We start from the raw sequence: 26,176 nt of genomic DNA, 5'->3' as shown, positions 1-26,176 counted from the left end.
TGAGCGCGGGGCCGCCGGCCTTCGGGCCGGCGGCTCAGCGCATCTCCTTCCTTGACGGCCTCAGCTCCAGGTCCTGGAAATCGTAGCTGAAATCCGTCTCCGGCGACACCGCCTCCATCCTGGCCCGCTCGACCGACCCGTCCGGGTTGAGGGCGAAGGTGATGTAAGCGTCGGCCCGCAGCTCCCGGTCGCGCCAGCGGACGACGAAGGTGTCGTGCTGCCAGTGCTCCAGGTCGCCGACAAGCGCCGGCGTCCGGGTGAAGCGCAGGACCAGGCGCCCGTTCTGCTCCGCGAGGACGACGTCGCCGTACCAGGCGTCCGTGTAGGTCCCCGCGTATTTCGCCGGAGGCAGCGACGGCCGGGACGACGCGTCGCGGGCCAAAGACGACCTGCCGAGAGCCGCGGCGGTCTCCACGTCCTCCCTGGTCTTGAGCCTGAGGTAGGCGGCCGTCCAGTCGGTCGCCGGCGCGCCGAGGTCGTGATCGACGACGAGCCAGGTCAGGGCCGAGAAGGCCTCGGTCGATTCGGCGTTGGTCAGGACGGCGATCCCCAGGTTCCGCTCCGGCAGGAGCGTCACCATCGAGACATAGCCCGGCAGCCCGCCCGTGTGGGTCAGGACGCGCTGGCCGCGGTATTCGCGGACCCCGACCCCCAGCGCGTAGGCAGAGAAGTTGGACCTCAGGGGAGCCAGCTCGGCGGGCGGGGCGGGGTTCGGAATGATGGTCACCGGGGTCTCGATCTGCCGGGCGGTCCGCTCCGAATAGAGCGCCGTCCCGTCGGCCAGCCTGCCCCGGTTGAGCCGCACGAGCAGCCACTTGGCCATGTCCGCGGCGCTGGAGTTGATGCCGCCGGCCGGGTTCGTATTGTCGCTCGTGAACGGCGCGATCGGCCGGACGGCGCCCTCGACCCGGGCGTGCGGCGCGGCGACGTTCCCGCCCTCTGCCGCGGCCGAATGGCGCACGTTGCTCGCGCTCAGGCCGGCCTTTTTCAGGATGCGCGAGGCCACAAAATCTTCCCAGCTCTGGCCGCTCACCGCCTTGATGACCTCGCCGGCGACGGTATAGAGCACGTTGTCGTAGGCATAAGCGCTCCGGAACGACGCGGCCGGCTTGATGTACCGCAGCCGCCGGGCGATCTCCGGCCGGTCATACGTCGAGGCCGGCCACCAGAGCAGGTCGCCCGCCCCGAGGCCCAGGCCGCTGCGGTGGACGAGCAGGTCCCGGACCGTGATCTCCCGCGTCACGTACGGATCGTACATCATGAACCAGGGGAGATAGTCGACGACGGGCGCATCCCAGGCGATCCGGCCCTCTTCGACCAGCAGGCCGAGCGCCGTCGCGGTGAAGACCTTGGTGTTCGAGGCGATGCCGAAAAGCGTCCCGGCATCGACCGGCGCGGGATCGCCCAGCTTCCGGACGCCGTAGCCCTTGGCCAGGGCGACCTTCCCGTCCTTGACGACGGCCAGGGCCAGGCCGGGGACCTCGAAGGCCTTCATGATCCGGGCTACCGCGGCGTCGAGGCCGGGCGGCACGGCGGCGACGGCCTTTTTAGCCTGCGGCGCGGCCGGGGCCTTCCGGGCGGCAGGTCCGGCTGATCCCAGGGTCAGGACGGCGAAGACGGACGCGACGGCGGCTCGGGAGAGGCGGCGGGATGCGGGCATCGGAAACCTCCTATGGCACGGGCGCCGCCATCATATCGCCGCCGGCTCGCCCGGGTCAATTCCCGGCGCCCGCCGCCCGGCCGGGGGCGGCGGAGCGGCTACTTGCCGAGCGTTTTGCGGATCGCCTCGAGCTTGTCCTTGAGCACGGGGGCAAAGGCGAAGAACTGCTGCAGCGTTTCGCAGCCGTAGGCGGAGCAGTGGGCGCAGGTGACGACGCCGCGCTTCGAGGCGCAGAGGCGGATGCCGCAAGTCGCGGCGTGGGCCGTGCTGATCCTCTTGCCGGTCGAGCAGCCGTCGCAAACGCAGGCCTCGGCGCCCAGGTTCTGGCCGCCGTAGCGGCGGGACCAATCCTTGGCCACGGCCTCGAGGCCGGCCCGATCGTTCTTTTGGGTCGCGATGTAAGCCTCGCATTCCCCGCAATCGAGCCCGCAATAGGACAGGATCTTGCCCATCGATGTCGTCCTCCCTGCCGGCGTATTTCCGTAGCGCCCATGATAGCCGGGTCGGGAGACGCGGTCAAGGCGCCGGCGCCGCTAGACCCCTTCGCTGGTCTCGAAGGAATAGGCGCCCAGGAAGAGCATGACCACGGCGAATCCGGCCATGGCGGCCAGATCGACAAGGACGGGCAGCGACGACGCGCCGATCAGGACCCCGCGCAGGCCGTCCACCCCGTAGGTCAGGGGATCGGCGTAGGACAGGGCCCGGATGATCCAGGGAAAGTTCTCGAGCGGGGTGAGCGCGCCGGAGAGGAAGAAGAACGGGAAGATGACGAAGTTCATGATGATGCCGAAGCCCTGCATGTCCTTCATCCGCGAGGCGAACACGAGCCCCAGGCCGATGAAGGTGAAGGCGATGAGCAGCATGAAGACAAGGCCGAAGAGGAAGGCCGCCGGGCCGCGGAAGCGAAAGCCCAGGAGGAGCGAGGCCCCGAAGATGAGGATCCCCTGCAGCATCGAGGTCGTCGCGCCCCCGGCGATGCGGCCGAGGACGAGCGACAGCCGGCTGACCGGGGCGACCATGATCTCCTTGAGAAAGCCGAATTCCCGGTCCCAGAGGACCGACATGCCCTGCATGGACGAGGAGAAGAGCAGGGTCATGCCGATGATGCCCGGGGCCAGGAAGCCGATATAGCCCGAGCCGCCGCCCATGCCGGGCACCGGCATGCGCCGGAAGCCGAGGCCGAGGAAGGCCAGGAAGAAGACGGGCATGGCCAGGGAGCCGACGACCCGGGACTTGGCCCGGCCGAAGCGGATCATCTCCCGCCGCCACAGGACGTAGATCGCGGTCCGCTGGATCTTCATCGGCGCACCGGGCCGTGCCGTCTCATCGCCGCCCGCAGGCGCTCGCCCTGATCGGCCTCGCGCTCGCGGATCGTCCGGCCGGCGAAATGCAGGAAGACGTCCTCCAGGCTGGGCTTGCGGAGGCTGACGCAGGCGACCGCGACCCCGTGCTCCCGGGCCATCATGACAAGCTCCGGGATGCGCCGCTCGCCCTTGTCCATGGTCAGGGACAGGACGTGATCGTGGACCCGGGTCCGCGTGATCCAGGGCTCGCGGGCCAGGGCCTCGAGGAAGGGGGCCGCGTCCCCCTCGATCTCGAGCGAGACGACGTCGCCGCCCAGGATATCCTTGAGCCGGGCCGGCGCGTCGAGGGCGACGAACCGGCCGTGGTCCATGATGGCCACCCGGTCGCAGAGGAAGTCGGCCTCCTCCATGTAATGGGTGGTCAGGATGATGGTCACGCCCGCCTCTTTATTGAGCTTGCGGACATAATCCCAGATGTGGCGCCGCGTCTGGGCGTCGAGGCCCAGGGTCGGCTCGTCCAGGAACAGGACCTTGGGCCGATGGGTCAGGCCCCGGGCGATCTCGAGGCGCCGCTTCATGCCGCCCGAGTACTTGTCGACGAGGGTCGCGGCCCGGTCGGTGAGCTCTACCAGCGCCAGGACGTCATCGATCCGGCGCTTCCGCTCGGCCTTGCCCAGGCCGTACATCATCGCGTGGAATTCCAGGTTCTCCCGCCCGGTCAGGCGGCCGTCCAGGGCCGGCTCCTGAAAGACGACGCCGATCGCCCGGCGCACGGCGTCGCGGTCGCGGGCCACGTCAAAGCCGGCCACCAGGGCGGCGCCGGCGGTCGGCCGGAGCAGGGTCGAGAGCATATTGATGGTCGTCGTCTTTCCCGCGCCGTTGGGGCCTAGAAGGCCGAAAAGCTCGCCGTCCGCGACAGTGAAAGAGACGTGGTCCACGGCAGTGAAGCCGTCAAACGTTTTCACCAGATCTTCGGCGCGGATGGCGTCCAGGGCGATGCTCCTTTAAAAGCCTATGATACCATTTTTGGGCCGGCCCGGCTTGGCGGGCCGGCCGTTGACAGCCTTTTCCGCCTTGGGATACATTCACTTGAGGGCGGGTCCGACGGCTCGAAGCCGCGCGGCCTCAGTTCTTGTCCCCTGGCAGGAGGGCCGGATGAGAAGGATCGTCGGGATCGCAGTGTTCGTCGTCATCTGCGAGCTGGCGGGAGTCGCCGGCTCGCTGTTCACGAGGCCGGCCATCCCCGGCTGGTACGCCGGGCTGGCCAAGCCGTCGTTCAATCCACCCAACTGGATCTTCGGGCCGGTCTGGATCGCGCTCTATGCCCTGATGGGGATCGCCGCGTGGCTCGTCTACGTCAGGGGAACCGAGCGGCCCGAGGTCAGACAGGCGCTCTTCGCCTTCGCCGCCCAGCTCGGCCTCAACGTCCTCTGGTCGGTCATGTTCTTCGGCGCCCGCCGCATCCTGGGGGCCTTCATCATCATCGTGGCGCTGCTCGTCGTGATCCTGGGCCTGATCCCGCGCTTTCATAGGATCTCTAGGGCCGCCGGCTATCTCCTCGTGCCCTACTTCCTGTGGGTCGGCTTCGCCGCGGTCTTGAACGCCGCGATCTACGTCCTCAACCGCTGAGCCCCGCGGCCGCCGCCGGTCAGGATCTCAGCTTGGCGATCAGGCCGTTCCGGCCGACCGCCCAGCCGGCCCGCCCTTTCTTGGCGAAGGAGAGGGAGTGGAACCCCGCGGGGCCGTCGATCGGCGTCCACGTCCGCCCCAGGTCGCGCGAGAGATCCGAGCCGGAAGGCCCGACCGCGACCGCGACGGGCGGCCTCGCGCCGGGGACGAAGGCCGCGGCTTCGCGGAAGCCGCCGGGCCGCCCCTCCCAGAGCGGGACCCATGTCCGGCCGCCGTCGGCGGAGGTCGCCGCGTTCCCGGAGGCCGCGGTCTCGGCCCGATAATCGCCGCCGACGGCGATGCCCGACCGGCCGTCGAGGAAAGCGACGGAAAAGCTTCCGGCCGACGCGCCGCCTTCGAGAAGGCCCGAGGGGACGGCTTCCCAATGGAGCCCCGCGTCCTCCGACCGCCAGACGCGGGCGGCGGACCCTCCGGTGCCGAGCCAGATCCGGTCCCGGCCCCAAACAGCCAGGCTCGTCCCTGAAGCGGCGAAGGCGGCTTCTCCCTCGCGGGCGGCCGGCCGCGAATCCGCCGGCAGGGGCGTCCAGGCGGCCCCGCCGTCCGCCGTCGTGATGATGAAAAAGCGCCCGTCCATCGGATCGCCGACGGCCAGGCCGTTCCTCTCGTCAAAGAAGGCCAGGCCGTCCAGGAAGATCCCGGGCGTGTCGTCGAAATAAGCCAAGGCCCAGGTCCCGCCCCCGTCCGTCGTCCTGTATATCCGGGCCGGGCGGTCGACGCCCATGACGACCGCCTCGTCGGGCCCGAAGGCCTCGATGTCGCGGAAATCCGTCTTCTCCGCGCCCGGGACCGGGATGAGGGCCCAAGTCGCCCCTCCGTCGAGCGTCCGGAGGACCGTGCCGTTCGAACCGCTGGCCCAGGCCGTCCGGTCGTCCACGGCCGAAACGCCGCGCAGGTTCGCCGCGGCGCCGCTCGCCTGGACGACCCAGGAAACCGCTTGATCCGCGCGGGGGCCCGGCGCGGGCGGCTTGGCGCAGGCCATGGCCGTCACCGACAGGATCCCCGCCGCGACCAGGGCCCGCGGCATCCGGACGCGTCCCGGGCGGATCTTCATCGCCCCTCGCTTTCCGGGCCGGCCGGGACGGCTTCGCGCCACGTCGCCGTGTAGCCGGTCAGATCGTCGGGCAGCGCCAGGCCGGGATCGGCGGAAAGCCATGTCCCGACCGCGCCCAGCTCGCGGGCGGCCAGCTCGAAGTGGCTCATCGCGATCCCCAGGTCGACCCGCTGCAGGTCGGCCGTTCCCATGATCCTGTTCAGCAGCCCGTTGCCGTAGCCCTTGGTCCTCTGGAGATAGAAGTGCCACAGCCGGCCGGCGCGGACGATGCGCCAGGGCTGCTTGTTCGAAGCCGACGGGCCCCAGCGCACGGCCTCGAGCGCCGGGCCGAGCGGGCCGCCTTCGCCGGGTCCGAGGGGCCGGCCGAAATCCGGCGAGAAGAAAAGCTTGTCGGGCGCCAACCGGGACGTCCGCCCGGAAAAGAAGCCCTGCAGCCCTCCCGGATGGCTGGCGTCCGCTGGATACCCGACCGACACGACCGCCGGAACCGTCTCGTTCCCGGCCACCCCGATCTTCGCGGCGAAGCGGCTCTGCCGGAAGCCGCCGCCGAGCCAGCACGTGGCCAGCCCCAGATCGACGGCCGCCAGGACCGCCTTCTCCATGAGATAGCCGAAATCCTCCAGGTCCCCGGTTCCCGACCCGACGGCGCCGATGATGAAGGCCTGGGGGTTGCGGATATTGCCGTAGGTGCCCAGCCCCTTGATCTCCCGCTCGTCGCCGGCCGCGGCAGCGGCCAGGAGGAAGCGGACCCGGCCGCCGAAAGGGCCGGCCCGCAGGCCCTCCAGCCGCGCCCGGAGCCCGGCCTGGGTCCAGTCATCCAGGGGCTTTGGAAGATAGGCCCGGCACGAATAGCGGGCCCGCATGACCTCGAGAGGCGGCTTGTCCATGCGAGCTATCTGGTTCTTCCCGTCATCTCCACCGGGATCGGGAGGGGCTTGCGAGGCAGCATCTCGTCCCGCATGGCCGTCTGGTAGACGAAGTAGGCCATGACCACGGCCGACTGGATAAGGTCCTCGGCGACGGCATGGTCGTAGACGTCCTGGTTCGTGTGATGGAGGCCGGGAAAGTAGTCGAGCGGGTCCTGGATGAACTGGAAGCCGGGGATGCCGATATAGTCGAACGGCAGGTGGTCCGTGCCCTCGGTGTTCTGCAGGGCGATGGCCGTCACGCCTAGGTCCTTGAGCGGCTTCATCCATTCCTCGAAGATCGGCCGGACGGCAAAATTCTCCTGGAGGTAGACGCCTCGGATCCGGCCCGAGCCATTGTCGTAGTTGAAGTAGCCCGAGATCTTGGCGTAATCGGGCTTGGCAAGGAGCTTGGTTGAATCGCCGAGAGGATTACGCCAGTTCTTTTCGAGCTCGTCGAAGTTCATCTTGCCAAGGCTCTGTTTATCGGTGTCCCCGAAGTGGCGGGCGACATAGCCGCGCGAGCCGTAAAAGCCTTCCTCCTCCCCTGTCCAGAAGGCCGCCCGGATGGTCCGGCGGGGTTTGACCCCCAGGGCCTTGAGGATGCGCATCGCTTCCATGGCCACGGCGCAGCCGGAAGCATCGTCCACGGCCCCCGTCCCGCCCGTCCAGGAGTCGAGGTGGCCGCCAAGCATGACCAGCTCGTCCTTCTTGTCCGTGCCGGGGATTTCGGCCGTGACGTTATATCCCTGCGTGTCCTTGTCCTGGATCGATGTCCGGACCTCGATCTCGAGCGTCACCGGGACCTTGAGGTCCAGGATGCGGCAGATCCGGTTGTATTGTTCCGTCTCGACGATGATCCGGGGGCTCTGGCCGCGCAGCAGGTAGTCCTTGCCGTTGCCGCCGTAAGCATCGACCTTGACGGTGCCGAAATCGGCCCGGCTGCCGCTCGAAGGTTCGACCAGACAGCCGACCTGCTCGGCCTTGAAGAACTCCTCGAGCTCTTCCCATTTCAGGCCATCGGCTTCGGGCACGCCCGGCTTGGCCGGCTTGACGGGTATAGGCGTTTCCTCGAGCTCCTTGAGGCCCTTGTCGTCCAGCCGCGAGGCCGGGGCGCTGAAATTGGGATGGACCGGCCGCGGATCCTTGAGCAGGACGATCGCCCCCCTGAGCTTGCCCTGGTATTTCTCCATGTCGGCTTTGGACAAAATGGGCGCGAGGATCGGGCTCCCCGTGATCTTCCCATTGGTGCTCCCTGTCCAAGGGCGTGGGTAGGCCACGATCGGCATGTAGGAAGGGGCGGTCATGTGGGCCGAGACGTACTCGTACGACCAGCCCAGGCCGAGCTCCCCGGCCGGCTCGATGGCCGCGTTGCCGAGGCCCATGTCCTTGAACCTCTGGACCGCCCAGGCGGCGGCCTTGTCGTAGGCCGGCGAACCGGGGATCCGCGGGCCGAAGACGTCCGTGAGCCAGCTCATATCTTCCATGATCCGGGAGTTGTTGGTCCCCTCGAGCCAGATGCGGTTGAGCGTGGCCGGATCCCCGGCGTCGGCAGGACGGACCTGGCCATGGGCGGCCAGCGAAACCAGTAATAAAGCAAGGACGACGGGATAGCCGAACCGGAACCGATTCATGGGTCGAGTTTCCTTTCTCAATGGGATTCGAGGAGTTTCTTGAACGCCTCGTCGTCCGTCTTGAAATCGCGGGCGGCCGGACCGACCCGGACGATGCGGATGCTCCGTATAGCGTCGCCCTTCTTCACGGTCTTGAGAAGATCGAGCCCGGCGACCGTCCGGCCGATGGCCGTGGCCGTCCGGTCCAGGCCGGCCTTCTTCCTCAGCGTCAGGCAGAACGCGTTCGGGCCGGTGACGTCGAGCACGCCCGCCGCGTCGTTCCTGATCGAGGCGTTCGGCGTCAGGGGCGGCGCCGGGACCGCCGCCGGCTTTTGGGGGTCGGAGTCGATGATCCCGGCGATGACGCCGTCGCGGACATCGACCTTGCCGATCGGCGGCATCTCCGGACGCTGGCCGGGGCCCATGGGGCCGCCGGGCCGCGGGCCCGGCCCGGGCCCAGGCCCGAATCCGCCGCCAGGACCGCGCTGGGCTCCGCCCTTGCTTTCGACGACGCGGACGAAGCCGGCCGTCTGGAGCGGGGCGCTGGCGAAATCGAGGCTGACCATGATGTGGACGGGCGCTTCCGCCGCGCCGATGGCGATATCGGCGTACAGGCCGTCGGCCAGATAGACGCCCGCCGCCGGCAGCGGCCGGTCCAGGTTGGCCGCGCCGTAGGCCACGACGGCGGTGACCAGCGCGGAGTGACGCTGCTGGTCCGTGTACGGCACCAGCTCGCCGTACAGGTCGTCCAGGGTGTGCCAGGCGTGGTTGTAATTGTAGTCCGACTGCGTCAGGAAGCGGAGCGTCGGGACGCTCTCCATCTCGAACGCGGAGGAGTCCGTCCCGCCCGGGCTGGTGGCGTGGGCGCGCGGCACGCCGCGCTCGAGCTTGAAGGGCCACCTCGGATCGAGCCCGGCGAGAGGCGCGCTGATCTTCTGGAAGTCGGCGAACCAGGTCTCGGGCACGGAAGCCCCGGTGATGGCGCTGGGGCTGCCGTCCCGGTTGATCATCATCATGATCTTGGAGGCAACGCCGGGATGGCTCTTCAGCCAGGCCTGGGAGCCGACCAGGCCCTGCTCCTCGGCGGCGAAGAGGATGACGGCGATCGAGCGCTTGGGCCGCCCGCCAGCCGCGGCGATCAGCCGGACGGCCTCCATGGCCGGGGCGAAGCCCGAGCCGTCGTCGACGGCCCCGGTCGCGGAGCTGAAGCAATCGAAATGCCCGCCCAGAACGACGCATTCGTCGGGGGATTCGGAGCCCCGCAGGGTCGCGACGACGTTGTGGAACTTGACCGGGCCCATCTTGAACCAGTTCCGGATGTCGAACTGGAGCTCGACCTTCCCGCCCTTCTCGACCAGGCCCTTGATCTCGTTGTACTGGCCCTCGGCCAGCTTGATGTCGGGCAGGACCGGCAGCTTGTCCCAGGAGTCGACATGGCCGTCGAGCATCCGGAACGGGTCGGTCTTCGACGACTGGATGGTGCCGCGGGCCCCCGCCTCGACGAGAGCGGACGTGAGCTTCGGGATGAGCTGGGAGTCGGCGTATTCGGGCGTGCCCTTGCGGCCGTCGCGGGCGAAGCCGCTGTTCTCTCCCGGGATGAGGACCCAGGCGCCCTTGAACGCGGCCGCGTTGGCCCGGACCTCGGCGATGCCGGCCTCGACGGCCGCCCGCTTCTTCTCGACGTCCTCGGGCTTGGCGTTCCGCCCGGGTATCGAGAACGGATCGGCCTTCAGGATGACGACCGGTCCGCGCTCGACGCCCCTGGTCCCCGCCGTGAAGCTGGGGGTCCCGAAATAGAGGCCTTTCTCGACGGGCGCGATCATCTTGCCGAACCAGGGACCGCGATTGAAGCCGACCGGCACCTCGCCGGCCGGCTCGAGCTCGGCCTGGAGGCCCCACTGGCGGAATTGCCAGACCGCCCATTCGGCCGCGTCGTTGTAGGCGTTCGTGCCCGTCTCGCGGCCGCCGAAGCGGTTGCTGGCGTAGTCGTTCCAGAGCATGACCCGGTTGTCGGTCGTGCCGAGCTCGATGATCTTCTGGACGACGGGATCGACGGCGGGCTTGGCTTTCACCGGGCCGGCCGCGGCGATCGAGGCCGCGACCAGGATCAGCAGGGCGGCGGCGAGGGCCGATCGAATGGCGCGTCTGTTCATGTGGCCTCCTCCATTGATAAGAGCGGAATGATAGTCTCGCCGGGGAAAGCCTGTCAAGGAAAGCCCCCGCGGCCCCGGGCTCGCCGGGCCGCCGGCGGCCTATTACCGCCGCGGGACGATATCGGCGAATTCCTTTTTCATCGACTCGTACGCTTCGGAGGCCAGCGCTTCCTGGAATTCCGCCATGGCCGCGGGCGCCGGCTTCTTGGCCGCCCATTCGGCCCATTTCGCGGCCGTCCGCTCCAGGGCCCGGTCCTCGATCCGGAAGAGCTTGGGCAGGACGCCGTCGCCACCGTAGGTCCGCAGCCGGGTGACGTCAAGATACTGGAACATCCGGCCGCGCCGGTCGGGGTAGAGGTAGGCGGCGATGGCCAGGGCGGCGTCGTTCAGGGGCGCCGTCCCCGGGCCGGCCGTCACGGACGGGACGCCGCCCGAGGCCGGCCAGACGGGCACCGCGACGCCGGTCACGGGCTGGCCGAGGAGCACCCACATGGTCGCCAGGTCGGCCCGGTCGCGCGACGGGGCGCCCTCGAAGACCATGGCCGAAACGCTGGTGTTGCGGTTGATGGTGTCGTTGGTGTGGACATAGAGCGGCGCGGCCGGGTCGTCCGGCAGCGGCCGGGACAGGGGGTTCGAATGGAGCTTTTCGTGGACGAGGTCGCGCGCGGCCTGGCGCAGGATGAAGCGGGCGTCGAGGCGACCCTGGGCCCGGGCCGCCTCGACGAGATGGCCTATGCGCTCGAAGCGGTCGAAGCCGCCGCCCCGCATCAGATCGGGTGCGGTGAAGGCGAAGTTCGTCCGGACGATGGTCCCGAAGGGGGCGACCCTGGGGTCGCGGGCGTCGAACTTGACGAACGAATCCCGCCCCGTTTCGAAGAAGCAGGCGCCGCCCTCGGCGTCGATGACCCCGAAGTTCGCGGCCACGTTCCACTTCCCCTTCTCCCGGACGAGCAGGGATTCGAAGTCGCCGATCGTGGCGCACTCGCCCAGGGCCAGCTTCATGAAAGCGCCGTTCCCCCCGCCGTCGACCTTCTTCGCGGCGTCGCCGAGGTCGTCGGCCTGGGAGTTCATGATGGCGAAGCCCGCGGCGTTCTGGCCGCCCCAGACCTCGGCCGCCGGAGCGGCGTCCTCGGCGTTGACGACGGCGATGAAGCCGTACTTCGGCCCCTTGAAGAAGGCCAGCTTGTTGTTCGTGGCAGACGTGTCGCGGTTCTTCCACATCAGCGGGCGGCCGTTGGCCGTGGCCCGGCCGGAGACGAGGGCCAGCGTGCAGGGCGCGGAGGACGGGGCCAGCAGCGCTATCGCAGCCGCGATCAGCCCGGCTTTCAAGGCGAGGGAACGGGTATTGGTCATGGTTTCGGGATCTCCTCCCGCCGATGATATTTCGGGCCGGCGGCCCTGTCAACGCCTGAGGGCGGCCCGGGGCCGGCGGCCGAAGGTCAGCCCGGCCGGCCGTTCGGGGGCGCCGGCGGCTTCGGGTGCGTCGCGTAGAGGACGAGCCCCACGGCGGACGTGGCCAGCTTGCGGATGCGGCGGATGACGCCGAGGCTCAGGCCCAGCGCCGCCGGGAAGCCCAGGATCCGGACGACCAGGATATGGGCGCTTTCCTGCACCCCGAACTGGCCGGGAACGATGAAGAAGGCCGTGTTGATGATGGTCACGCCGGCCGAGGCGAACAGGGCCTGGACGGCCGATAGCGGGGCGCCCAGGACCTTCATGATCGTGTAAACCTCGACCGCCCCCAGGGCCCGGGCGATGTAATGGAGCGCCGTCGCCGCCACGGTCCGGAAGTCCAGGTGCTTGTAGACAGTGCCGATGTTCTCGTCAAGATCGCGGATATGGTGCTCGCGGCCCGCCGCCAGCCGCCGGACGCTGGGGAAGATCCGGGCCACCCGGTCGATGGTCCAGAGCGCGCCCTTCAGCTGGAGGACGATGAACAGGGCGATGCCGGCCACCGTGCCGGCCAGGCAGATCGCGGCCACGATCTCCATCCATGCCGGCAGCCGCACCACGGTCAGGCCGAGGAGGAACCCGGTGGCCAGGAAGAGGGCCGCGGCGAAGGCTTCGACCGTCTTGTCGACCAGCACGCCCGGGATGCCTTCCTTCAGCGGGGCGTGCGACTTGATCAGGAAGGCCCGCGCGGCGTCGCCGCCGATGTTGGCCGAAGGCAGCAGCGTGTTCAGGGAGTCGCTGATGATCTTGGTCCGGAAGAGCTGCAGGAGCGGGACCCGCCGGAAATGGGAAGCCTGGATGATGGACCAGGCGCAGGCCTGGAGGAAGATCCACAGGAAAGCGAGGCCAGTGATGAACAGGAACCAGGGCCCGAAGCGGGTCATCTGCCGGAGGATCGCGCCGGCCCCGATCTTCATCACCAGGAAGACGAGCAGCAACAGCCCGGCCCCGCTGAGCAGCGGGCGAAGCCGCTTCCGGAGCCACCCGGCCGGGCGGCGGGCCGCCGGGCCGGCGAGCCCCGCGGCAATGGCCTGCTCGGCCTTGGCCAGGGCAGGTTCGTCATCGACATCGAGCCAGAAGAGCCCGCCCGTGTCCCAGGCCAGGGCCTTGCCACGCTCGGCCAGAACGCGGATGCCGCCGGACAGGGAATAATCGCCCCGGGCCTGGCTCGTCTCGAGCGCCTCGAACAGGGCCGGGGTGCAGAGAAAGGCGCCCGTATCGAAGACGTCGTACTCGGGGATGTTCTTGCCGATGGCGGCGATGCGCCCGTCGACGACCCGGACCCGGGTGACGTCCGCCAGGTCGACATAGGGATTCGCCCCGGTCCGGGCGTCCACCGCCAGGATGACCTCGTCCCCGGCGATCGGCCGGCGCCGCAGCCCCTCGAGCAGGGCCGGGTCGAAAAGGTGGTCGGCCATGACCAGCAGGAACCGGTCCCCGGCCAGGGGCCTGGCCTTGAGGACCGAGAGCCCGTTCTCCTTTTCCCACTCGTCATTGCGGACGGTGGCGATCGAGAGGCCTTCCGCCTCCGCCCGGGCCCGGAGATGGCGCTCGACGTCGTCGCCGGCGTAGCCGGTGACGACGACGAACCGGCTGATCCCCGCGGTCCGGGCGGCCTCGATAGCCCGGTCGATGAGGGCCTTTCCGGCGATCTCGAGCAGCGGCTTGCTCGGCGCCCGGCCGGCCAGCCGGCTGCCGCGGCCGGCGGCGATGATGACGCAGCTCGCGGCCGTCCCGGCGTCCGCCTTCCGGCCAGCGGCTTCTGCCCCTAAATGACTGATATTCTTGTTTTTCATGGATCGATACAGGCCGCTGCGGGCCGGATCGAGCGTCCATTATAGGACAGGCCCGCCGAGCCGGCAAGGCCCTCGGCCCGTTTGATATTCCCCGGGGCGGGTGTTATAATTTTTCAATGCCCGATACCGTGAACGAGGATTTCGACTTCGAGGGTTCGCTGAAGACTCCCCTGCTCGCCCGTTTCCCCAAGATCGTCCAGCTCGACCGGCTAATCAACCGGCCCATAGCTTCCCTGATCGTCCGGGCCGCCGTGCGGCTGAAGCTCCGGCCCAACCAACTGACGGTGGCCGCCTTCATCCTGGGACTGGCCGGGGCCGGCTTCTTCCTGGGAGGGACCCGCCGCAGCTTCGTCATCGCCGGCCTGGCCATCTACGCCAGCACCCTGCTCGACGGCGCCGACGGCATGCTGGCCCGCTCGCGCAACATGTGCACGCGCTTCGGCGCCTATCTCGACCTCTATCTCGACCGCCTGACCGATTTCTGCGTCATGGGGGCCATGGCCACGGGCTACTACCTGCAATCCGGCCGGCTCGGCTTCTTCATCGTCAGCCTGTTCGGGCTGGCCGCCTACATGCTCCAGGTCCTTCAATATTATCTCGAGCGGGAATTCCGGGGGCTCAGGTCCGGGTCGGGCGCCAGCGGCGACTTCCGCGGCCTCGTCTACCTCGGCATACTGGTCTTTTCGCTCATCAACCGTCTGGACCTGGTCATCACCATCCTGATCTGCGTTCCCGTCCCCAACATGATATATCGCTTCATCCGTTTCTGGATCTTCAAGCGTCCGGAGGAGACCCCTCCGCCCGCGGCCTGACCGCGAAAGGAGCTCGAAATGTCAGAGATCTTGAGAGGCTCGGATATCGTTCCGGCCCGCGGCACACTCGGCGTGCTGATTCCCGGCATCGGGGCCGTGTCCTCGACGCTGATGACCGGACTGTTCTCCCACCGCCGGGGCCTGGCCCGGCCCATCGGCTCGCTGACCCAGATGGGCAAGATCCGCCTGGGCAAGCGGACCGAGAAACGGGTCGTGCCGGTCAAGGACTTCATCCCCCTGGCCGCCCCGGCCGACATGGTCTTCGGCGGCTGGGACTGCTTCCCCGATACCGCCTACGAGGCCGCCCGCAAGGCCAAGGTCCTCAAGCCCGAGCATATCGAGGCGGTCCGGGACGAGCTCGAGGCCATCCGGCCGATGCCCGCCGTGTTCGACCGGAGATACGTCCGCAACCTGGACGGCAAGCACGTCAAGAAAGCCGCGTCGAAGCGGGCCCTGGCCGAGATGCTGATGAAGGACATCGACGATTTCCGGACCAGCCGCAAGGCCGACCGCCTGGTCATGTGCTGGACGGCCTCGACCGAGGCCTACCGGGAGCCCCAGGCCTGCCACGCCTCGGTCAAGGCCTTCGAGGCCGGGCTCGAGGCCAGCTCCCCCGACATCAGCCCCAGCCAGATCTACGCCTACGCCGCGCTGAAGATGAAGATCCCCTACATCAACGGCGCCCCCCACGTCACCACGGACTGCCCGGCCCTCCTCGAGCTGGCCGCCGAGAACCGCGTGCCCATCTGCGGCAAGGACTTCAAGACGGGCCAGACCCTGATGAAGACCATCCTGGCGCCCGGCTTCGCGGCCCGGGGTCTGGGCATCTCGGGCTGGTTCTCGACCAACATCCTCGGCAACCGTGACGGCGAGGTCCTGGACGATCCCGAGTCGTTCCGCTCCAAGGAGATCTCCAAGCTCGGCGTCCTCGACACCATCATCCGGCCGGACCTCTACCCCGAGCTCTACGGCGACCTCTACCACAAGATCCGGATCAACTACTATCCGCCGCGCGGCGACAACAAGGAGTCGTGGGACAACATCGACATCTTCGGCTGGATGGACTACCCGATGCAGATCAAGGTCAACTTCCTCTGCCGCGATTCCATCCTGGCCGCGCCCGTCGTCCTCGACCTCATCCTGTTCACCGACCTGGCCTCGCGGGCCGGGATGTACGGCATCCAGGAGTGGCTGTCCTTCTACTTCAAGAGCCCGATCGTCCCGGAAGGCCTCTATCCCGAGAACGATCTCTTCGTCCAGCGGGACAAGCTGATGAACACCCTGCGCTACCTCATGCGCGAGGACCTCATCCACCACACCGGGCTCGATTACTACTACGACCTCGAGAAGAACGGCGGGAAGTAGGGTTCAGCGCAGCCGCTCCCAGCGGACGGCCCGCTCGAGGACGCGCTCGGGGACGACCCGGACGCCCAGGCCCGGCCCGGGCGGGATGGCGATGAACCCGTCAGCCTCGAGGACGACCGGCGGCTCGGCGATGTCGCGTTCGAAGTAGTTGCTCGTCTCCGAGGTGTCGCCCGGCAGGGTGAAGCCCTCGGCCGTCTGAAGGTGGATGTTGACGGCCCGGCCGACGCCCGTCTCGTCCATGCCGCCGGACCAGACCGGGACGCCGCGCTCGGCGCAGTAGCTCGCGATCCTCATCGACTCCATCAGGCCGCCGACCCGGCCCTGCTTGATGTTGATGACGCGGCAGGCGCCGAGGGCCAGGGCCGCGGCCGCGTCGGCCAGGGAGTGGATGGACTCGTCGAGGCAGACGGCCGTCTTCAGCTCCTTCTGCAGGAGCGAGTGCTCGTAGATATCGCTGTAGGACAGGGGCTGCTCGATCATCATCAGGCCGAACTCGTCGAGCCGCCGCAGCAGGTCCGTGTCGGCCAGCGTGTAGTCGCCGTTGGCGTCGGCCATCAGCCGGATCGCGGGGAAGCGCCGGCGCACGGCCCGGACCCAGTCGACGTCCTGGCCCTTCCTGATCTTCATCTTGATCCGGTGGTAGCCCCTGGCCGCGGCCCGCTCGACGGCCTCCAGGAGCTGGCCTGGCGTTTCCTTGAGACCGATGCTCAGGCCCGACATGATCCTGGCGGCCGGCCGGCCCAGGAGGGCGTGAAGCGGCAGCCCCTGCCGCAGGGCGATCAGGATGAGCAGCCCGTTCTCGATCGTGGCCTTGGCCATGCCGTGGCCCCGGACATGGCCGAACTTTGCTTGAAGCTGGCCGAGCGTCAGGCCCGGCTCGACGAGCGGCAGGAGGAAATCCCGGATGATGTGGCGGGCCGTCCCGTTCGTCTCGTAGAAGTAGTACGGGTCGGGATCGGAGACGCATTCGCTCCAGGCGGTGAAGCCGTCCGCCTCGAGGCGCAGGAGCATCGCCTCCTTGGCCGTCCAGGTGTAGACGCTCGTCCCGAACGGGGCCACGAACGGCAGCTTGACGGTGACCAGGTCCGCGTGATCGATCTTCGGAACGGGCAGGCGCTCCAGGGCGGCGACGGGCGATCCGGTCTCGGGCATGGGCACCTCCGTAGGACCTGACTTCATGATCGCGGACCGTCCGAGTATAGCGCGGCGCCCGGGACGCCGTCCAGCCGTGATTTTATGGTAGAATCTCCCCGGGAAAATGAAGGGCCACGCTCGTTCGATCGTCGCCGCGGCCGGCGTCATCGCCGCGGCCGGGGCCGCCCTCCTGCTCCTCCGCCGGCCGCCGGCCTTCGATCCCGCCGGAACGTCCCGCGATCTCAACGTCATCCTCGTGACCCTCGACACGACCCGGGCCGACACCCTGTCCTGCTACGGGGGCCGGGATGTCCGGACCCCGGTTCTCGACCGGTTCGCCGCCCGCGGCGCCCGGTTCGAGCGATGCTACGCCCAGACGCCCCTGACCCTCCCCTCCCACGTCACGCTCATGACCGGCACGCTGCCGCTCTATCACGGCGTCCGCGACAACGGCAGCTTCCTCGTGCCGCAGAAGCTGGCGACGATGGCCGAGCTCTTCCGGGAGAAGGGCTACGAGACAGGGGCCTTTCTCGGAGCCTGGGTGCTCGATTCGAAGTGGGGCCTGAACCAGGGCTTCGGGACCTACTTCGACGATTTCGCGCTGAGCAGGTTCGCGGCCGCCTCGTTCGACACGGTCCGGCGTCCCGCCAACGAGGTCCTGGACGCCGCCCTGCCCTGGATCGAGTCTCGCAAGGGCAAGAAGTTCTTCGCCTGGATCCACATCTACGACCCGCACGCGCCTTACCAGCCCCCGCCGCCGTATGACCGCGAATACGCCGGCCGGCTGTATTTCGGCGCGATCGCCTTCGTCGATGCCCAGCTCGGGCGGCTCTGGCGCACGCTCGAGGCGAACGGGCTGCTGGGGAGATCGCTCGTCGTGATCGCCGGCGACCACGGCGAGAGCCTGGGCGAACACGGGGAGCGGACGCACGGCTTCTTCGTCTACGACGCGGCCATCCGCGTCCCGCTCATCGTCGCCGCGCCCTTCCCGGAGTTCCGGGGCAGGATCGTTCCCGGCGCGGTCGGGCTGGTCGACGTCCTGCCTACGGTCGCCGGGCTGGCCGGCCTCCGCGTCCCGGCCGAAGTGCAGGGCTCGAGCCTTTTGCCGGCGCTCCTCGGCCGGGCCGCGCCGCGGCCCCGGCCCGTCTACAGCGAGACCTATTATCCCCGCTTCCACTACGGCTGGTCGGAGCTGCGGACGGTCCTGGACGGCCGACGCAAGATCATCCTGGCGCCGGTTCCCGAGCTCTACGATCTCGACGCCGACCCGGGCGAGAGGACGAACTTGGCCGGCGCGCGGCCGGGCGAAGCGGCGGAGCTGCGGGCCGCGGCCGAGGCGCTCATCCGCGACTCGAGCCGCGGCGCGATCGACGCCGCCGCGGCCGGCGTCGACGCCGAGACGCGGGAAAAGCTGGCCGCCCTCGGCTACGTCGGATCGTTCGCCGACCCGGCCGGGCTCAGGGGCAAGACCCTGCCCGACCCGAAGGACAGGATCGGCGTCTACAACGATCTGGCCCGGGCCAGGGAGATGGAGGCCGGCGGCGACGCCGACGGCGCGATCCGGGCCGTCGGGGAGATCGTCGCCCGGGACCCCGAAGGGACTTCCGCCGCCTACGACATCCTCGGGGCCTGCTACATCGCCAGGAACGACCTCGTCCGGGCCGGGGAAAGCCTGCGCCGGGCCCTCGACCTCAACCCGGCGCTGATGAACGCCCACTACAAGCTCGGCTGGATCGCCGAGAAGCAGGGCCGGCCGGCCGAGGCGGAGGCCGAATATATCCGCGAGACCGAGACGACGCCGGGGCACATCAAGGCCTTCTACAACCTGGCCCGGGTGTATCAGACGGTCGGGGAGCTCGAGAAGGCCAGGCAGGCTCTCGCCAAGTGCCTGGAGGTCGATCCGAAGTTCGCCCTGCCCTACCTCTACGCGGCCCGGATCGACCTCGTCCGCGGCGAGCGCTATGACGAGGCCATCGGCCTGACCCTCAAGGCTCTCGACCTCGATCTCGACCCGGAGGGCCGGGCGCTCGGCTGGGGCCTTCTGGCCGAGCTCTACCGGCGGGTCGGCGACGAGGCCAGGTCGCGGGAGTACGCGGCCAGGGCCCGGGCCCGCTAGCCGCCGCTCAGCGCTCGTCGAGCGCGGCCAGGATGGCCGCTGCGACCGGCCCGTAGCCGCCGCCGACGCGGTGGCCGCCGGGGATGGCCGCCGACCGGACCCGGCCCGGATCGAGCTCGCCGCAGATCGCACCGCTGTCTTTCTCGCCGTGGACGCAGAGAACCGCGACGCCGGGCCTGATCCGCCCGATCTCGGGGATGGTCGGCAGGGACCGCTTCCCTCCCGACCGGCCCAGCCAGTCGAGGACGTGGAACTCGAACTCGGCGCTCCGGCTCGCGCTCATGAGGACGACCATTCGGACCTCGGCCTGGACGTCCTCGGACATCCTGTTCATCATGAAGGGCAGGACGTCCGCGCCGAGGGAATAGCCGATCAGGATGGCCTGTTTCTTGCCCCAGGCCGGCAGGTAGCGCTCGAGGACGCGCTGCAGGTCCGCCGCGGCTTCCTCGGGCGTCCGCTGCTTCCAGAAGTACTTGAGCGAGTTGAAGCCGACGACCGGGATGCCGGCTGCCGCCAGATCCTTCGCCAGACCCTTGTCGGCGACCGCCCAGCCGCCGTCCCCCGTGAGCATGACCGCCAGGAGGCCGCGCCCGCCGCCCTGGGCCGGCACCTCGACGAGCGGCAGGTCGTCGAGGCGCTGGGCCGCGGGAGCTGTCAGGGCCTGTCCGGCCGGGCCGCTCGATCCGGCGGCCGCGACAGGCCCGGGCATGATGATCCAGCCGGCCAGGAGAACGGCGGCCGCGAATCGGTTCCGGCTCATGCGGACCCCTCCTCTTCGCCCATCTTGGACCTGATCGCGGCGAAGGTCATCCCCGTGCGGCCCAGGGCCAAGAACCCGAGCACCCACAGAGGGACGGAAAGCAGGACGAAGACCACGACCGAAAAGCCCGCGGCGGCCGATTTGTCCACCCCGAACAGGCCCAATCCGAGCACGCAGAACACCTGGTAGAGGCCAAGGTTGCCGGGGGCGCCGGGCAGGACGGTCCCGAACCGGACGATGAGGAAGACGGCCGTGCCCATCAGGAACGACAGGCCGAAGCCGGCCGCCGCCATGATCAGCCAGAAGGACAGGGCCTGAAGCGCCACGAGGAGGAAGGACAGGAAGAAGGCCGCGATCGAGGACCGAGAGAGGCCGATCGAACGGAGCCCGGTCTCGATCGCCCGGACGTTCCCGGCGATCCACCGGACCGGCCCCGGGCGCCGGGCCCGGTCCGGTGCGCCGGCCCGAGCCTGGCGCGCTTTCCGGAACAGCAGGAAGAGGAAGAGCGCGGTCAGGGCCAGGATGGCCAGGCCGAAGATGTCGCCGGCCCGGACGAGATCGCGGGGGAGCGGGACGAAGACGGCCGTGATCCCGATCCCGGCCGCCAGCCAGATGCCGTCGAAGAGCCGCTCCAGGGCCATCGAGGGTATGACGGCGACGAACGGCGCGCTCAGCCAGCGCGAGACCGGGTAGGCCCGGGCGACCTCCCCCAGATGGAACGGCAGGACCTCGTTGACGAACAGGCCGGAATAGACCGCCTCGGTGGCCCGCAGGGAGGAGATCCGGCCTAGCGGCCCGAGCAGGAGCCGCCAGCGGATCCCCTGGCAGACGTAGCTCACGGTATCGAGGACGACGGCCAGGGCGACCCAGCCCCAGTCGAGCCCCGTGACGCTGGCCAGGAATCTGGACGCGTCGACGTCGTGGAAGACCCAGACCAGGCAGGCCGCGGCGATGATGTAGGCGGCCGCCTGGCGCAGGACCCGGGAGACTCTCGCGCTAATCACCGCCGGCCCCCTCGTCCTTCAGCCCCGAGACCCCGATCAGCGCGACCGCGAAGCGGGGCAGCTCGAGGACGTTGCGGTAGATCGCGTAGCGGGGCTCCCACCGGGTCGCGAACTTGGCCTTGTATTCCAGGAGGCCGCTGTAGCTGAACAGGAAATTCGAACGCTGCAGGAAGTACTGGACGGCCCGCTCCTCCGCCCCGGCGTCCTCGCCTTCGCGGAAGCCCGACATGGGGGCCAGGCCGAGGCTGAACCGGGTGAAGCCCCGGGCCTTCTGCGCCTCGAAGAGACGGACGAACAGGAAGTCCATGACGCCGGCCGGGGCGTCGCGGCGGTGCCGCATCAGGTCGATGGTCGTCTCGCCGGGGGCGTAGGAGCGGATGATGTTCATGAAGGCCAGGATGCGCCCGTCCGGTTGGACCGCGGCGAAGACGGGCGTCCGGCGGATGTCCTCCTCGGAGAAGACGCCGACCGTGAAGCCGCGTTCCCGCCGTCCGGGGATGCCCAGCCAGTCGTCCGAGACCTCCCGGATCCCCGCCAGGACCCCGTCGGCGACGGGGGGATCGTAGCGGACCGCGCTGATCCCGGTCTTGTCGAGCTGGTTCACGGCGTGGCGGATGTGCTTCATCCGCTTGCCCTCCAGGTTGAACTCGGCCAGCTCGACGATCGCGTCGTCGCCGACCTTCATCTTCTTGAAGCCCGCGGCCCGGTAGAGGGGCAGGAAGTCCGGCAGGACCTGGTAGAAGGCCAGCCGCCAGTCGTTCTCCCCGCAAAGGTCCCTGAACGCGCGGATAATCTCCCCGATCTCGTCGTCGGGACCGGCGGGATCGGCCAGGACGACGGCGAATGTCCCGGCCATCCGGTAGGCCAGGAAGGACCGGCCGGAGGCGGAGAAGAAATACGATTTGTCGGCCGCCAGCTTGAAGGGATCGAGGGAGGACTTGCCGTGGGCCTCGAGGATCCCGGCCGCCCGGCTCCGCTCTTGGGGCAGGGTCCTCAACCGGTAATAAACGGGCCGGAACAGGGAATACAGGGCATAGAGGACGGCCGCGACGGCGATGAGATCGAGCGAATCCAGGAACCAGGCCGCGAAGCGCGTCCGCGGGACCAGGGACGGGTCCTTGTTGAAGACAAGAGCGGCGAGGGTTTGGCGGATGCCGTCCGCGACGTTGAAGTCGACGCCGAAATCGCGCTTGTCCAGGAGCCAGAAGCCGGCCGTCCCGTAGAGGAGGGTCGCGGCCAGGGCGGTCCCCAGCCGGGCCGCCGTCGACCGGACGTCCGGGACGACGCTCTTGACCGTGAAATTCCTCCGGGCCAGAAAGAGGATCGCCATGAGAGCGAGGGAGCCGATCGCCTCCTCGTAATCCAGGCCCTTGGTCAGGTGGAAGATGATGGACAGCGCCGAGAGGACCATCACCAGGATATAGGCCCGCTTCTTTCTCTTGAAGATGTTCAGCGACGAGACGGCCAGGGAGATGCCGATGAGCAGGGAGAGGAAGCGGGCGACGTGCAGGAACTCGAGGGGGAAGACGTCCTTCAGGACGGCCACGCGCGCCGGGAGGCTCTTTCCGGCCGCCGAGACTATGTTGACAACGCCGCTCCCCAGGGTGACGAGCCCGGCGATCCTGACCAGGAGCCGGCGGGTCCCGCGCCCGGAGAGATCCGGAAGCCCCCTCCCGGCCTTCATATCACGAGTATAGTGGCCCGGCGAAAGGGAGTCAACGACAGGACGGTCAGGCCTCGCGATAGAACCGCACGAGGCTTTCGACGACGTCGTAGATATCACGGCTCTCGATCAGGGCCAGCTCCCGATCCAGGGCGGGGAACCTCTTCTCGAGAGAGATCATTTCCATGTTCTGCATGTGAAACGCGACCCGCGGCCTGACGTGCGGGGAGCGGCCGTCGTCGCCGGGACGGGAGACTTCGAACCGGAATTCGAGCGAGAAATACGGCCGCGCCTGCTTGAACAGCTCTATCCAGACGCTCTCCGGGCCGGAGCGTTCGACGATCCGGATGCTCAGGAGGTCCAGATAGAACTTCAGCTGTTCGAGCGCCTGCCTCCAGGCCCGGGCCTTGAACTCGGAGATCTGATGATGGAGCCAGTATTCCGTCTCAAGATCCTTCATTCGGTCCTCCCGGCGCCTCAGCTCCGGGGCCGCCTTCTCCCGGCCCGTCGACGAGCCCCTGCAGAAGCGCAATATGGGCTTGCCCCTTCTTCCGGACGTTGAGGATGGCCCTGTTCAAGGAGATATCGGCGAAGTCCGGCGCCGCCGCCAGGATCGCCGCCAGATCGCGTTCAAGGGCGGACAGCCCCCGGAGCCCGGCCGCGAGCGAGGCCCGGCCGCCGAGGAGCGTTCGACGGAGCGTCTCGGCCCCCTCGATCCCGCGCCGGACCGCGTCGCCATCGACCTGGACCCCCGTGATCAAGGAGGCCAGCGTGCCGCGGTCCCGGTTGGCCCGGCGAAGAGCGTTGGCCTGACGGGCCTTCTCCCGCGACAAAGCCCGGAGCGGCCCGGCCGCCGGCATGTCTCGGGACAATCCCGCCAGGGTGTCGCACAACGCCGAAAGGGACAGATGAAGGTCCGCGGCCGCGGCCAGGAAATCGGGGATGCTCATCTGGCCCCGGAAGGTGAATCCCTTTTCAATTCCGCGAGGATCTCCTTCTTGAGGCTTTCTCTCAAAGACCCCATCAGGACGCCGGGGTCGGTTTGGATGCGCCGCCGGTCGCCTTCGCTCATGCAGATCTCGTAGGGATAGAGCCCGCAGGCGACGGCGATCTTGAGCAGGCTGTCGACGTTGAAGTTCTTGCGGCTCTCGATCCGATGCACGGTCGAGCTCGAGATCCCCGCCTTTTGGGCGAACTCCGCCTGGCTCATCGCGCCCCGCAGGCGCCGGACGTTCTGGCTGATCACCTTGAGATAGGCTTCGCTGGTGATCGTTTTGTCTTCGGCCATGGTCACTCCACGTTGTATTAATCAGGCCTCTCCGAAAAAGCAAGCGGAACGGGCCCGCGACGGGCTATTAATACACTTAAGACTGAAAGTCCGCCTTATAACGAACATCGCGGAGTGTAGACGTCTCCGCCGGTTTTCTCAACCCCTATTGAACGCCTAGGAAATACGTAGCCTTTATACGTATTTAGCCCGCGGGCTCTTCAGCAGCCGGCGCAGGGCCGCCGGTAGGCTCTGCCGCCGGCCGGACAGGCCAAGCTTCCGGCGGAGGTTGCCCCGATGGATCTCGACGGTCCTGGGGGAGATGTCGAGGAGCCGTCCGATCTCCTTGGACGTCAGCCCGCTCTCGATCATGTTCGCGACCTCGATCTCCTTCTGGGTCAGCCTCAGGTCGCTCGCCCCGAGGATTTCGCTGCGCACGTCGGCCAGCTCCCGGAGGGCCTTTTCGAGCAGGCCTACGTAGGTCCGGTCGATCCTGCTGCCCTTGGCCTTCAGCTTGGCGACCAGGGGCAGCAGGAGCCGGTGGACGTTCTTGACGACCCGCTCTTCGATCCGCGATTTCTCCCCTTCGACCTGGCGGATCATCTCGCGTAGCGCGACGTTCTTCTCCTCGAGCAAGGCCTTCTGCTGGCTCAGCCTGGCCTCGGCGATCTTCTCCGCCGTCACGTCGACGGCGCAGACCGCGACCTGCTCGATCCCCCGGTCGGCCGGCCTGATCGGGTAGATCGTGGTCTCGAATCGCAGCCCGAGATAGCTGTCCTCGAAGCGGACGGGCCGGCCGGTGCGCAGGGCTTTCCGGAAATGGGCCTGGAGCACCCCGATACGCGGGTGGCCCGGCAGGGCATCGAAGATCCGCCGGCCCGCCAATCGCTGAGCCCTCAAGCGCCTGGCCGCGACGGCGTTGCTCGCCAGGATGAAGCCCTTCGTATCCGTGATGAAGATCAGTTCGGCCATCGCGTCGAACAGCGCCTGGACGATCTCCCGGGTCTTCTTGGCGCGGGCTTCCGCCCGCCTCCGCTCGCTGATATCCAGGCCCAGTACGATCGTGCCGAGCGGCTGTCCCCAGTCGCCGCAGAGGCGGCTGGCGTACCAGCTGAAGACCTTGGTCTCTCCGCCCTTGGCCGCGATCTCCGATTCGAAGCGGACCGGCGCCCGCCCGGTCCTCTTCCCGAAGATCAGGTCCGCGATCGCCCTCCGGCGCGATGGAACCGGATAGAGCAGGTCCAGGTTCCTGCGGCTCCCCAGGACCTCCTCCCGCGCATAGCCCGAGATGTCCTCGGCCGCCGAGTTCCAGACGACCAGCCGGCCGTTCCCGTCGTAGGCCTCGAACCAGATCCCGGCGGCCTCGAGCAGCGACTGCTCGTACTGCTTGAACCGGGCGATCTCCGCCTCCGCTTCCTTGCTGAGGTCCCGGATCTCGCCCCCCTCCGTCTTCACCAAGCTCTGCGGCCGGTGGATCTCTTTCCGGACGCTGGCCGGCTCGGCCGGACGTCGCCGCCCCCCGTGCGGATCAAGCATGGACCACCTTCCCCTCGTATTAGATGAATAGCCCTCGGGAGGCCTATTGTCAATGACGGCCGGGGGAGCCGCCGCGCCTCTCCCGGCCGGGCGGCCATCCGGGATCGAAGCGAATGGCCCCGGACCGGACAATCCTGTATAATTCCCGGGGGGAGCGGCATCAATGAATACGATCATCGTAGTCCCCACATACAATGAGGCCCGCAACCTGTCCGCCCTGACCTCGGCCCTCCTCGCGCTGCCGGTCCCGCGCCTGCGTCTTCTCGTCGTCGACGACGGCTCGCCCGACGGCACGGGCGACCTGGCGGACAAGCTGGCTGCCGCATCACCGGGCCGCCTGTCGGTCCTCCACCGCCAGGGCGGGCGCGGCCTGGGCCTGGCCTATATCGACGGCTTCCGCCAGGCCCTCGCCGACGGTGCCGACGCCGTCGTGCAGATGGACGCCGATTTCTCCCATTCCCCGTCGGACGTGCCGCGCCTCCTGGCGAAGCTCGCCGACTGCGACGTTGCGGTCGGCTCCCGCTACATCGCCGGCGGCCGCGTGGACGACCATTGGAGCGCCGGCCGATCCAGGCTGAGCCGGTCGGCCAACGCCTATGCCCGGACGCTCCTGGGGCTCAGGACCCTCGACGCCACCGCCGGTTTCAAGGCCTGGAAGCGATCGACCCTCGAGGCCGTCGATCTCGGGAGCATCCGTTCCCACGGCTATCTGTTCCAGGTCGAGATGACCTATGTCTGCGAGCGCCTGGGCCTGGCCATCGGCGAGGTCCCCATCTGTTTCTCCGAACGCCGGGCCGGCCGGTCTAAAATGAGCCTGAAGGTCAAGGTCCAGGCCGCCGCCGGCATCGCCAGCGTCTGGCTCAGGCATCACCGCCGGCTCCGGCCGGCCTGAAGGA

Annotated in this window: 23 protein-coding genes; 5 read left to right on the top strand and 18 right to left on the bottom strand. The window is 68.6% G+C overall.

Annotated features, from left to right (window positions below; translation table 11 throughout):
- Nucleotides 1–34: 34 nt before the first annotated feature.
- The 4 genes from ABFD52_01910 to ABFD52_01895 form a co-directional block, all read right to left on the bottom strand.
- Complete coding sequence (locus ABFD52_01910; GenBank protein MEN6559515.1) at nt 35–1,660, bottom strand: serine hydrolase; 1,626 nt, start codon at nt 1,658–1,660, stop codon at nt 35–37.
- A gap of 98 nt (nt 1,661–1,758) precedes the next feature.
- Nucleotides 1,759–2,112 (bottom strand): DUF3795 domain-containing protein, encoded by a 354-nt coding sequence (locus tag ABFD52_01905; protein ID MEN6559514.1) that lies wholly within the window; start codon nt 2,110–2,112, stop codon nt 1,759–1,761.
- Nucleotides 2,113–2,193: 81 nt separating this feature from the next.
- Entirely contained in the window at nt 2,194–2,961 is a 768-nt protein-coding gene (locus ABFD52_01900) for an ABC transporter permease (GenBank protein MEN6559513.1), read from the bottom strand.
- Nucleotides 2,958–3,929, bottom strand: a complete 972-nt coding sequence (locus tag ABFD52_01895) for an ATP-binding cassette domain-containing protein (protein ID MEN6559512.1) — start codon at nt 3,927–3,929, stop codon at nt 2,958–2,960. Before ABFD52_01895 ends, ABFD52_01900 begins: the two co-directional genes overlap by 4 nt.
- A gap of 190 nt (nt 3,930–4,119) precedes the next feature.
- On the opposite strand from ABFD52_01895, the gene ABFD52_01890 reads away from it, so the two are divergent.
- Nucleotides 4,120–4,593, top strand: a complete 474-nt coding sequence (locus ABFD52_01890; protein ID MEN6559511.1) for a TspO/MBR family protein — start codon at nt 4,120–4,122, stop codon at nt 4,591–4,593.
- A 19-nt stretch (nt 4,594–4,612) separates the two neighbouring features.
- Here ABFD52_01890 and ABFD52_01885 read toward each other — a convergent pair whose 3' ends face one another.
- The 6 genes from ABFD52_01885 to ABFD52_01860 all read right to left on the bottom strand — a co-directional run bounded on the left by ABFD52_01885 (nt 4,613) and on the right by ABFD52_01860 (nt 13,623).
- A complete protein-coding gene (locus ABFD52_01885; protein ID MEN6559510.1) occupies nt 4,613–5,704 on the bottom strand; it encodes an oxidoreductase in 1,092 nt (363 codons plus the stop codon).
- The gene (locus tag ABFD52_01880; protein MEN6559509.1) at nt 5,701–6,591 is read right to left on the bottom strand and encodes a nitroreductase family protein; all 891 of its coding nucleotides are present in this window, start codon (nt 6,589–6,591) and stop codon (nt 5,701–5,703) included. The genes ABFD52_01885 and ABFD52_01880 overlap by 4 nt, the downstream gene beginning before the upstream one ends.
- A 5-nt stretch (nt 6,592–6,596) precedes the next feature.
- On the bottom strand, nt 6,597–8,243 hold the full coding sequence (locus ABFD52_01875; protein ID MEN6559508.1) for a M20/M25/M40 family metallo-hydrolase: 1,647 nt from the start codon (nt 8,241–8,243) through the stop codon (nt 6,597–6,599).
- A gap of 17 nt (nt 8,244–8,260) precedes the next feature.
- Complete coding sequence (locus ABFD52_01870; protein MEN6559507.1) at nt 8,261–10,375, bottom strand: M20/M25/M40 family metallo-hydrolase; 2,115 nt, start codon at nt 10,373–10,375, stop codon at nt 8,261–8,263.
- Nucleotides 10,376–10,477: 102 nt separating this feature from the next.
- Nucleotides 10,478–11,728, bottom strand: a complete 1,251-nt coding sequence (locus ABFD52_01865) for a hypothetical protein (GenBank protein ID MEN6559506.1) — start codon at nt 11,726–11,728, stop codon at nt 10,478–10,480.
- Between the two features lie 86 nt (nt 11,729–11,814).
- Complete coding sequence (locus ABFD52_01860) at nt 11,815–13,623, bottom strand: lysylphosphatidylglycerol synthase domain-containing protein (GenBank protein ID MEN6559505.1); 1,809 nt, start codon at nt 13,621–13,623, stop codon at nt 11,815–11,817.
- A 116-nt stretch (nt 13,624–13,739) separates the two neighbouring features.
- Between ABFD52_01860 and ABFD52_01855 the strand changes: the two genes are divergently transcribed.
- Nucleotides 13,740–14,435 carry a CDP-alcohol phosphatidyltransferase family protein gene (locus ABFD52_01855; protein MEN6559504.1) on the top strand — a complete coding sequence of 232 codons (696 nt, stop codon included), beginning with the start codon at nt 13,740–13,742 and terminating at the stop codon, nt 14,433–14,435.
- An 18-nt stretch (nt 14,436–14,453) separates the two neighbouring features.
- A complete protein-coding gene (locus tag ABFD52_01850) occupies nt 14,454–15,800 on the top strand; it encodes an inositol-3-phosphate synthase (protein ID MEN6559503.1) in 1,347 nt (448 codons plus the stop codon).
- 3 nt (nt 15,801–15,803) lie between these two features.
- Here the strand turns inward: ABFD52_01850 and menC are convergent, their stop codons facing one another.
- The gene (gene menC / locus ABFD52_01845; protein ID MEN6559502.1) at nt 15,804–16,952 is read right to left on the bottom strand and encodes an o-succinylbenzoate synthase; all 1,149 of its coding nucleotides are present in this window, start codon (nt 16,950–16,952) and stop codon (nt 15,804–15,806) included.
- A gap of 106 nt (nt 16,953–17,058) precedes the next feature.
- Between menC and ABFD52_01840 the strand changes: the two genes are divergently transcribed.
- Nucleotides 17,059–19,050: a sulfatase-like hydrolase/transferase gene (locus ABFD52_01840; GenBank protein ID MEN6559501.1), complete on the top strand. Its 1,992-nt coding sequence runs from the start codon at nt 17,059–17,061 to the stop codon at nt 19,048–19,050.
- 7 nt (nt 19,051–19,057) lie between these two features.
- Here ABFD52_01840 and ABFD52_01835 read toward each other — a convergent pair whose 3' ends face one another.
- The 7 genes from ABFD52_01835 to ABFD52_01805 all read right to left on the bottom strand — a co-directional run bounded on the left by ABFD52_01835 (nt 19,058) and on the right by ABFD52_01805 (nt 25,280).
- Complete coding sequence (locus tag ABFD52_01835; protein ID MEN6559500.1) at nt 19,058–19,810, bottom strand: AcvB/VirJ family lysyl-phosphatidylglycerol hydrolase; 753 nt, start codon at nt 19,808–19,810, stop codon at nt 19,058–19,060.
- Complete coding sequence (locus tag ABFD52_01830) at nt 19,807–20,814, bottom strand: lysylphosphatidylglycerol synthase transmembrane domain-containing protein (GenBank protein MEN6559499.1); 1,008 nt, start codon at nt 20,812–20,814, stop codon at nt 19,807–19,809. Before ABFD52_01830 ends, ABFD52_01835 begins: the two co-directional genes overlap by 4 nt.
- Nucleotides 20,807–22,498, bottom strand: a complete 1,692-nt coding sequence (locus ABFD52_01825; protein ID MEN6559498.1) for a phosphatidylglycerol lysyltransferase domain-containing protein — start codon at nt 22,496–22,498, stop codon at nt 20,807–20,809. The genes ABFD52_01830 and ABFD52_01825 overlap by 8 nt, the downstream gene beginning before the upstream one ends.
- 46 nt (nt 22,499–22,544) lie before the next feature.
- Nucleotides 22,545–22,937: a hypothetical protein gene (locus tag ABFD52_01820; protein MEN6559497.1), complete on the bottom strand. Its 393-nt coding sequence runs from the start codon at nt 22,935–22,937 to the stop codon at nt 22,545–22,547.
- A complete protein-coding gene (locus tag ABFD52_01815; protein ID MEN6559496.1) occupies nt 22,924–23,427 on the bottom strand; it encodes a hypothetical protein in 504 nt (167 codons plus the stop codon). The genes ABFD52_01820 and ABFD52_01815 overlap by 14 nt, the downstream gene beginning before the upstream one ends.
- Nucleotides 23,424–23,765: a helix-turn-helix transcriptional regulator gene (locus ABFD52_01810; protein MEN6559495.1), complete on the bottom strand. Its 342-nt coding sequence runs from the start codon at nt 23,763–23,765 to the stop codon at nt 23,424–23,426. The genes ABFD52_01815 and ABFD52_01810 overlap by 4 nt, the downstream gene beginning before the upstream one ends.
- A 174-nt stretch (nt 23,766–23,939) precedes the next feature.
- On the bottom strand, nt 23,940–25,280 hold the full coding sequence (locus tag ABFD52_01805) for a PAS domain-containing protein (GenBank protein MEN6559494.1): 1,341 nt from the start codon (nt 25,278–25,280) through the stop codon (nt 23,940–23,942).
- 163 nt (nt 25,281–25,443) lie between these two features.
- On the opposite strand from ABFD52_01805, the gene ABFD52_01800 reads away from it, so the two are divergent.
- Complete coding sequence (locus ABFD52_01800) at nt 25,444–26,172, top strand: polyprenol monophosphomannose synthase (GenBank protein ID MEN6559493.1); 729 nt, start codon at nt 25,444–25,446, stop codon at nt 26,170–26,172.
- Nucleotides 26,173–26,176: the final 4 nt, after the last annotated feature.

The organism is Acidobacteriota bacterium (assembly GCA_039683095.1).
Lineage (GTDB): Bacteria > Acidobacteriota > Aminicenantia > Aminicenantales > Saccharicenantaceae > RBG-16-66-30.
Note: the sequence above shows the minus strand (reverse complement) of the source record. Positions and strands in the feature narration are given on the sequence as shown.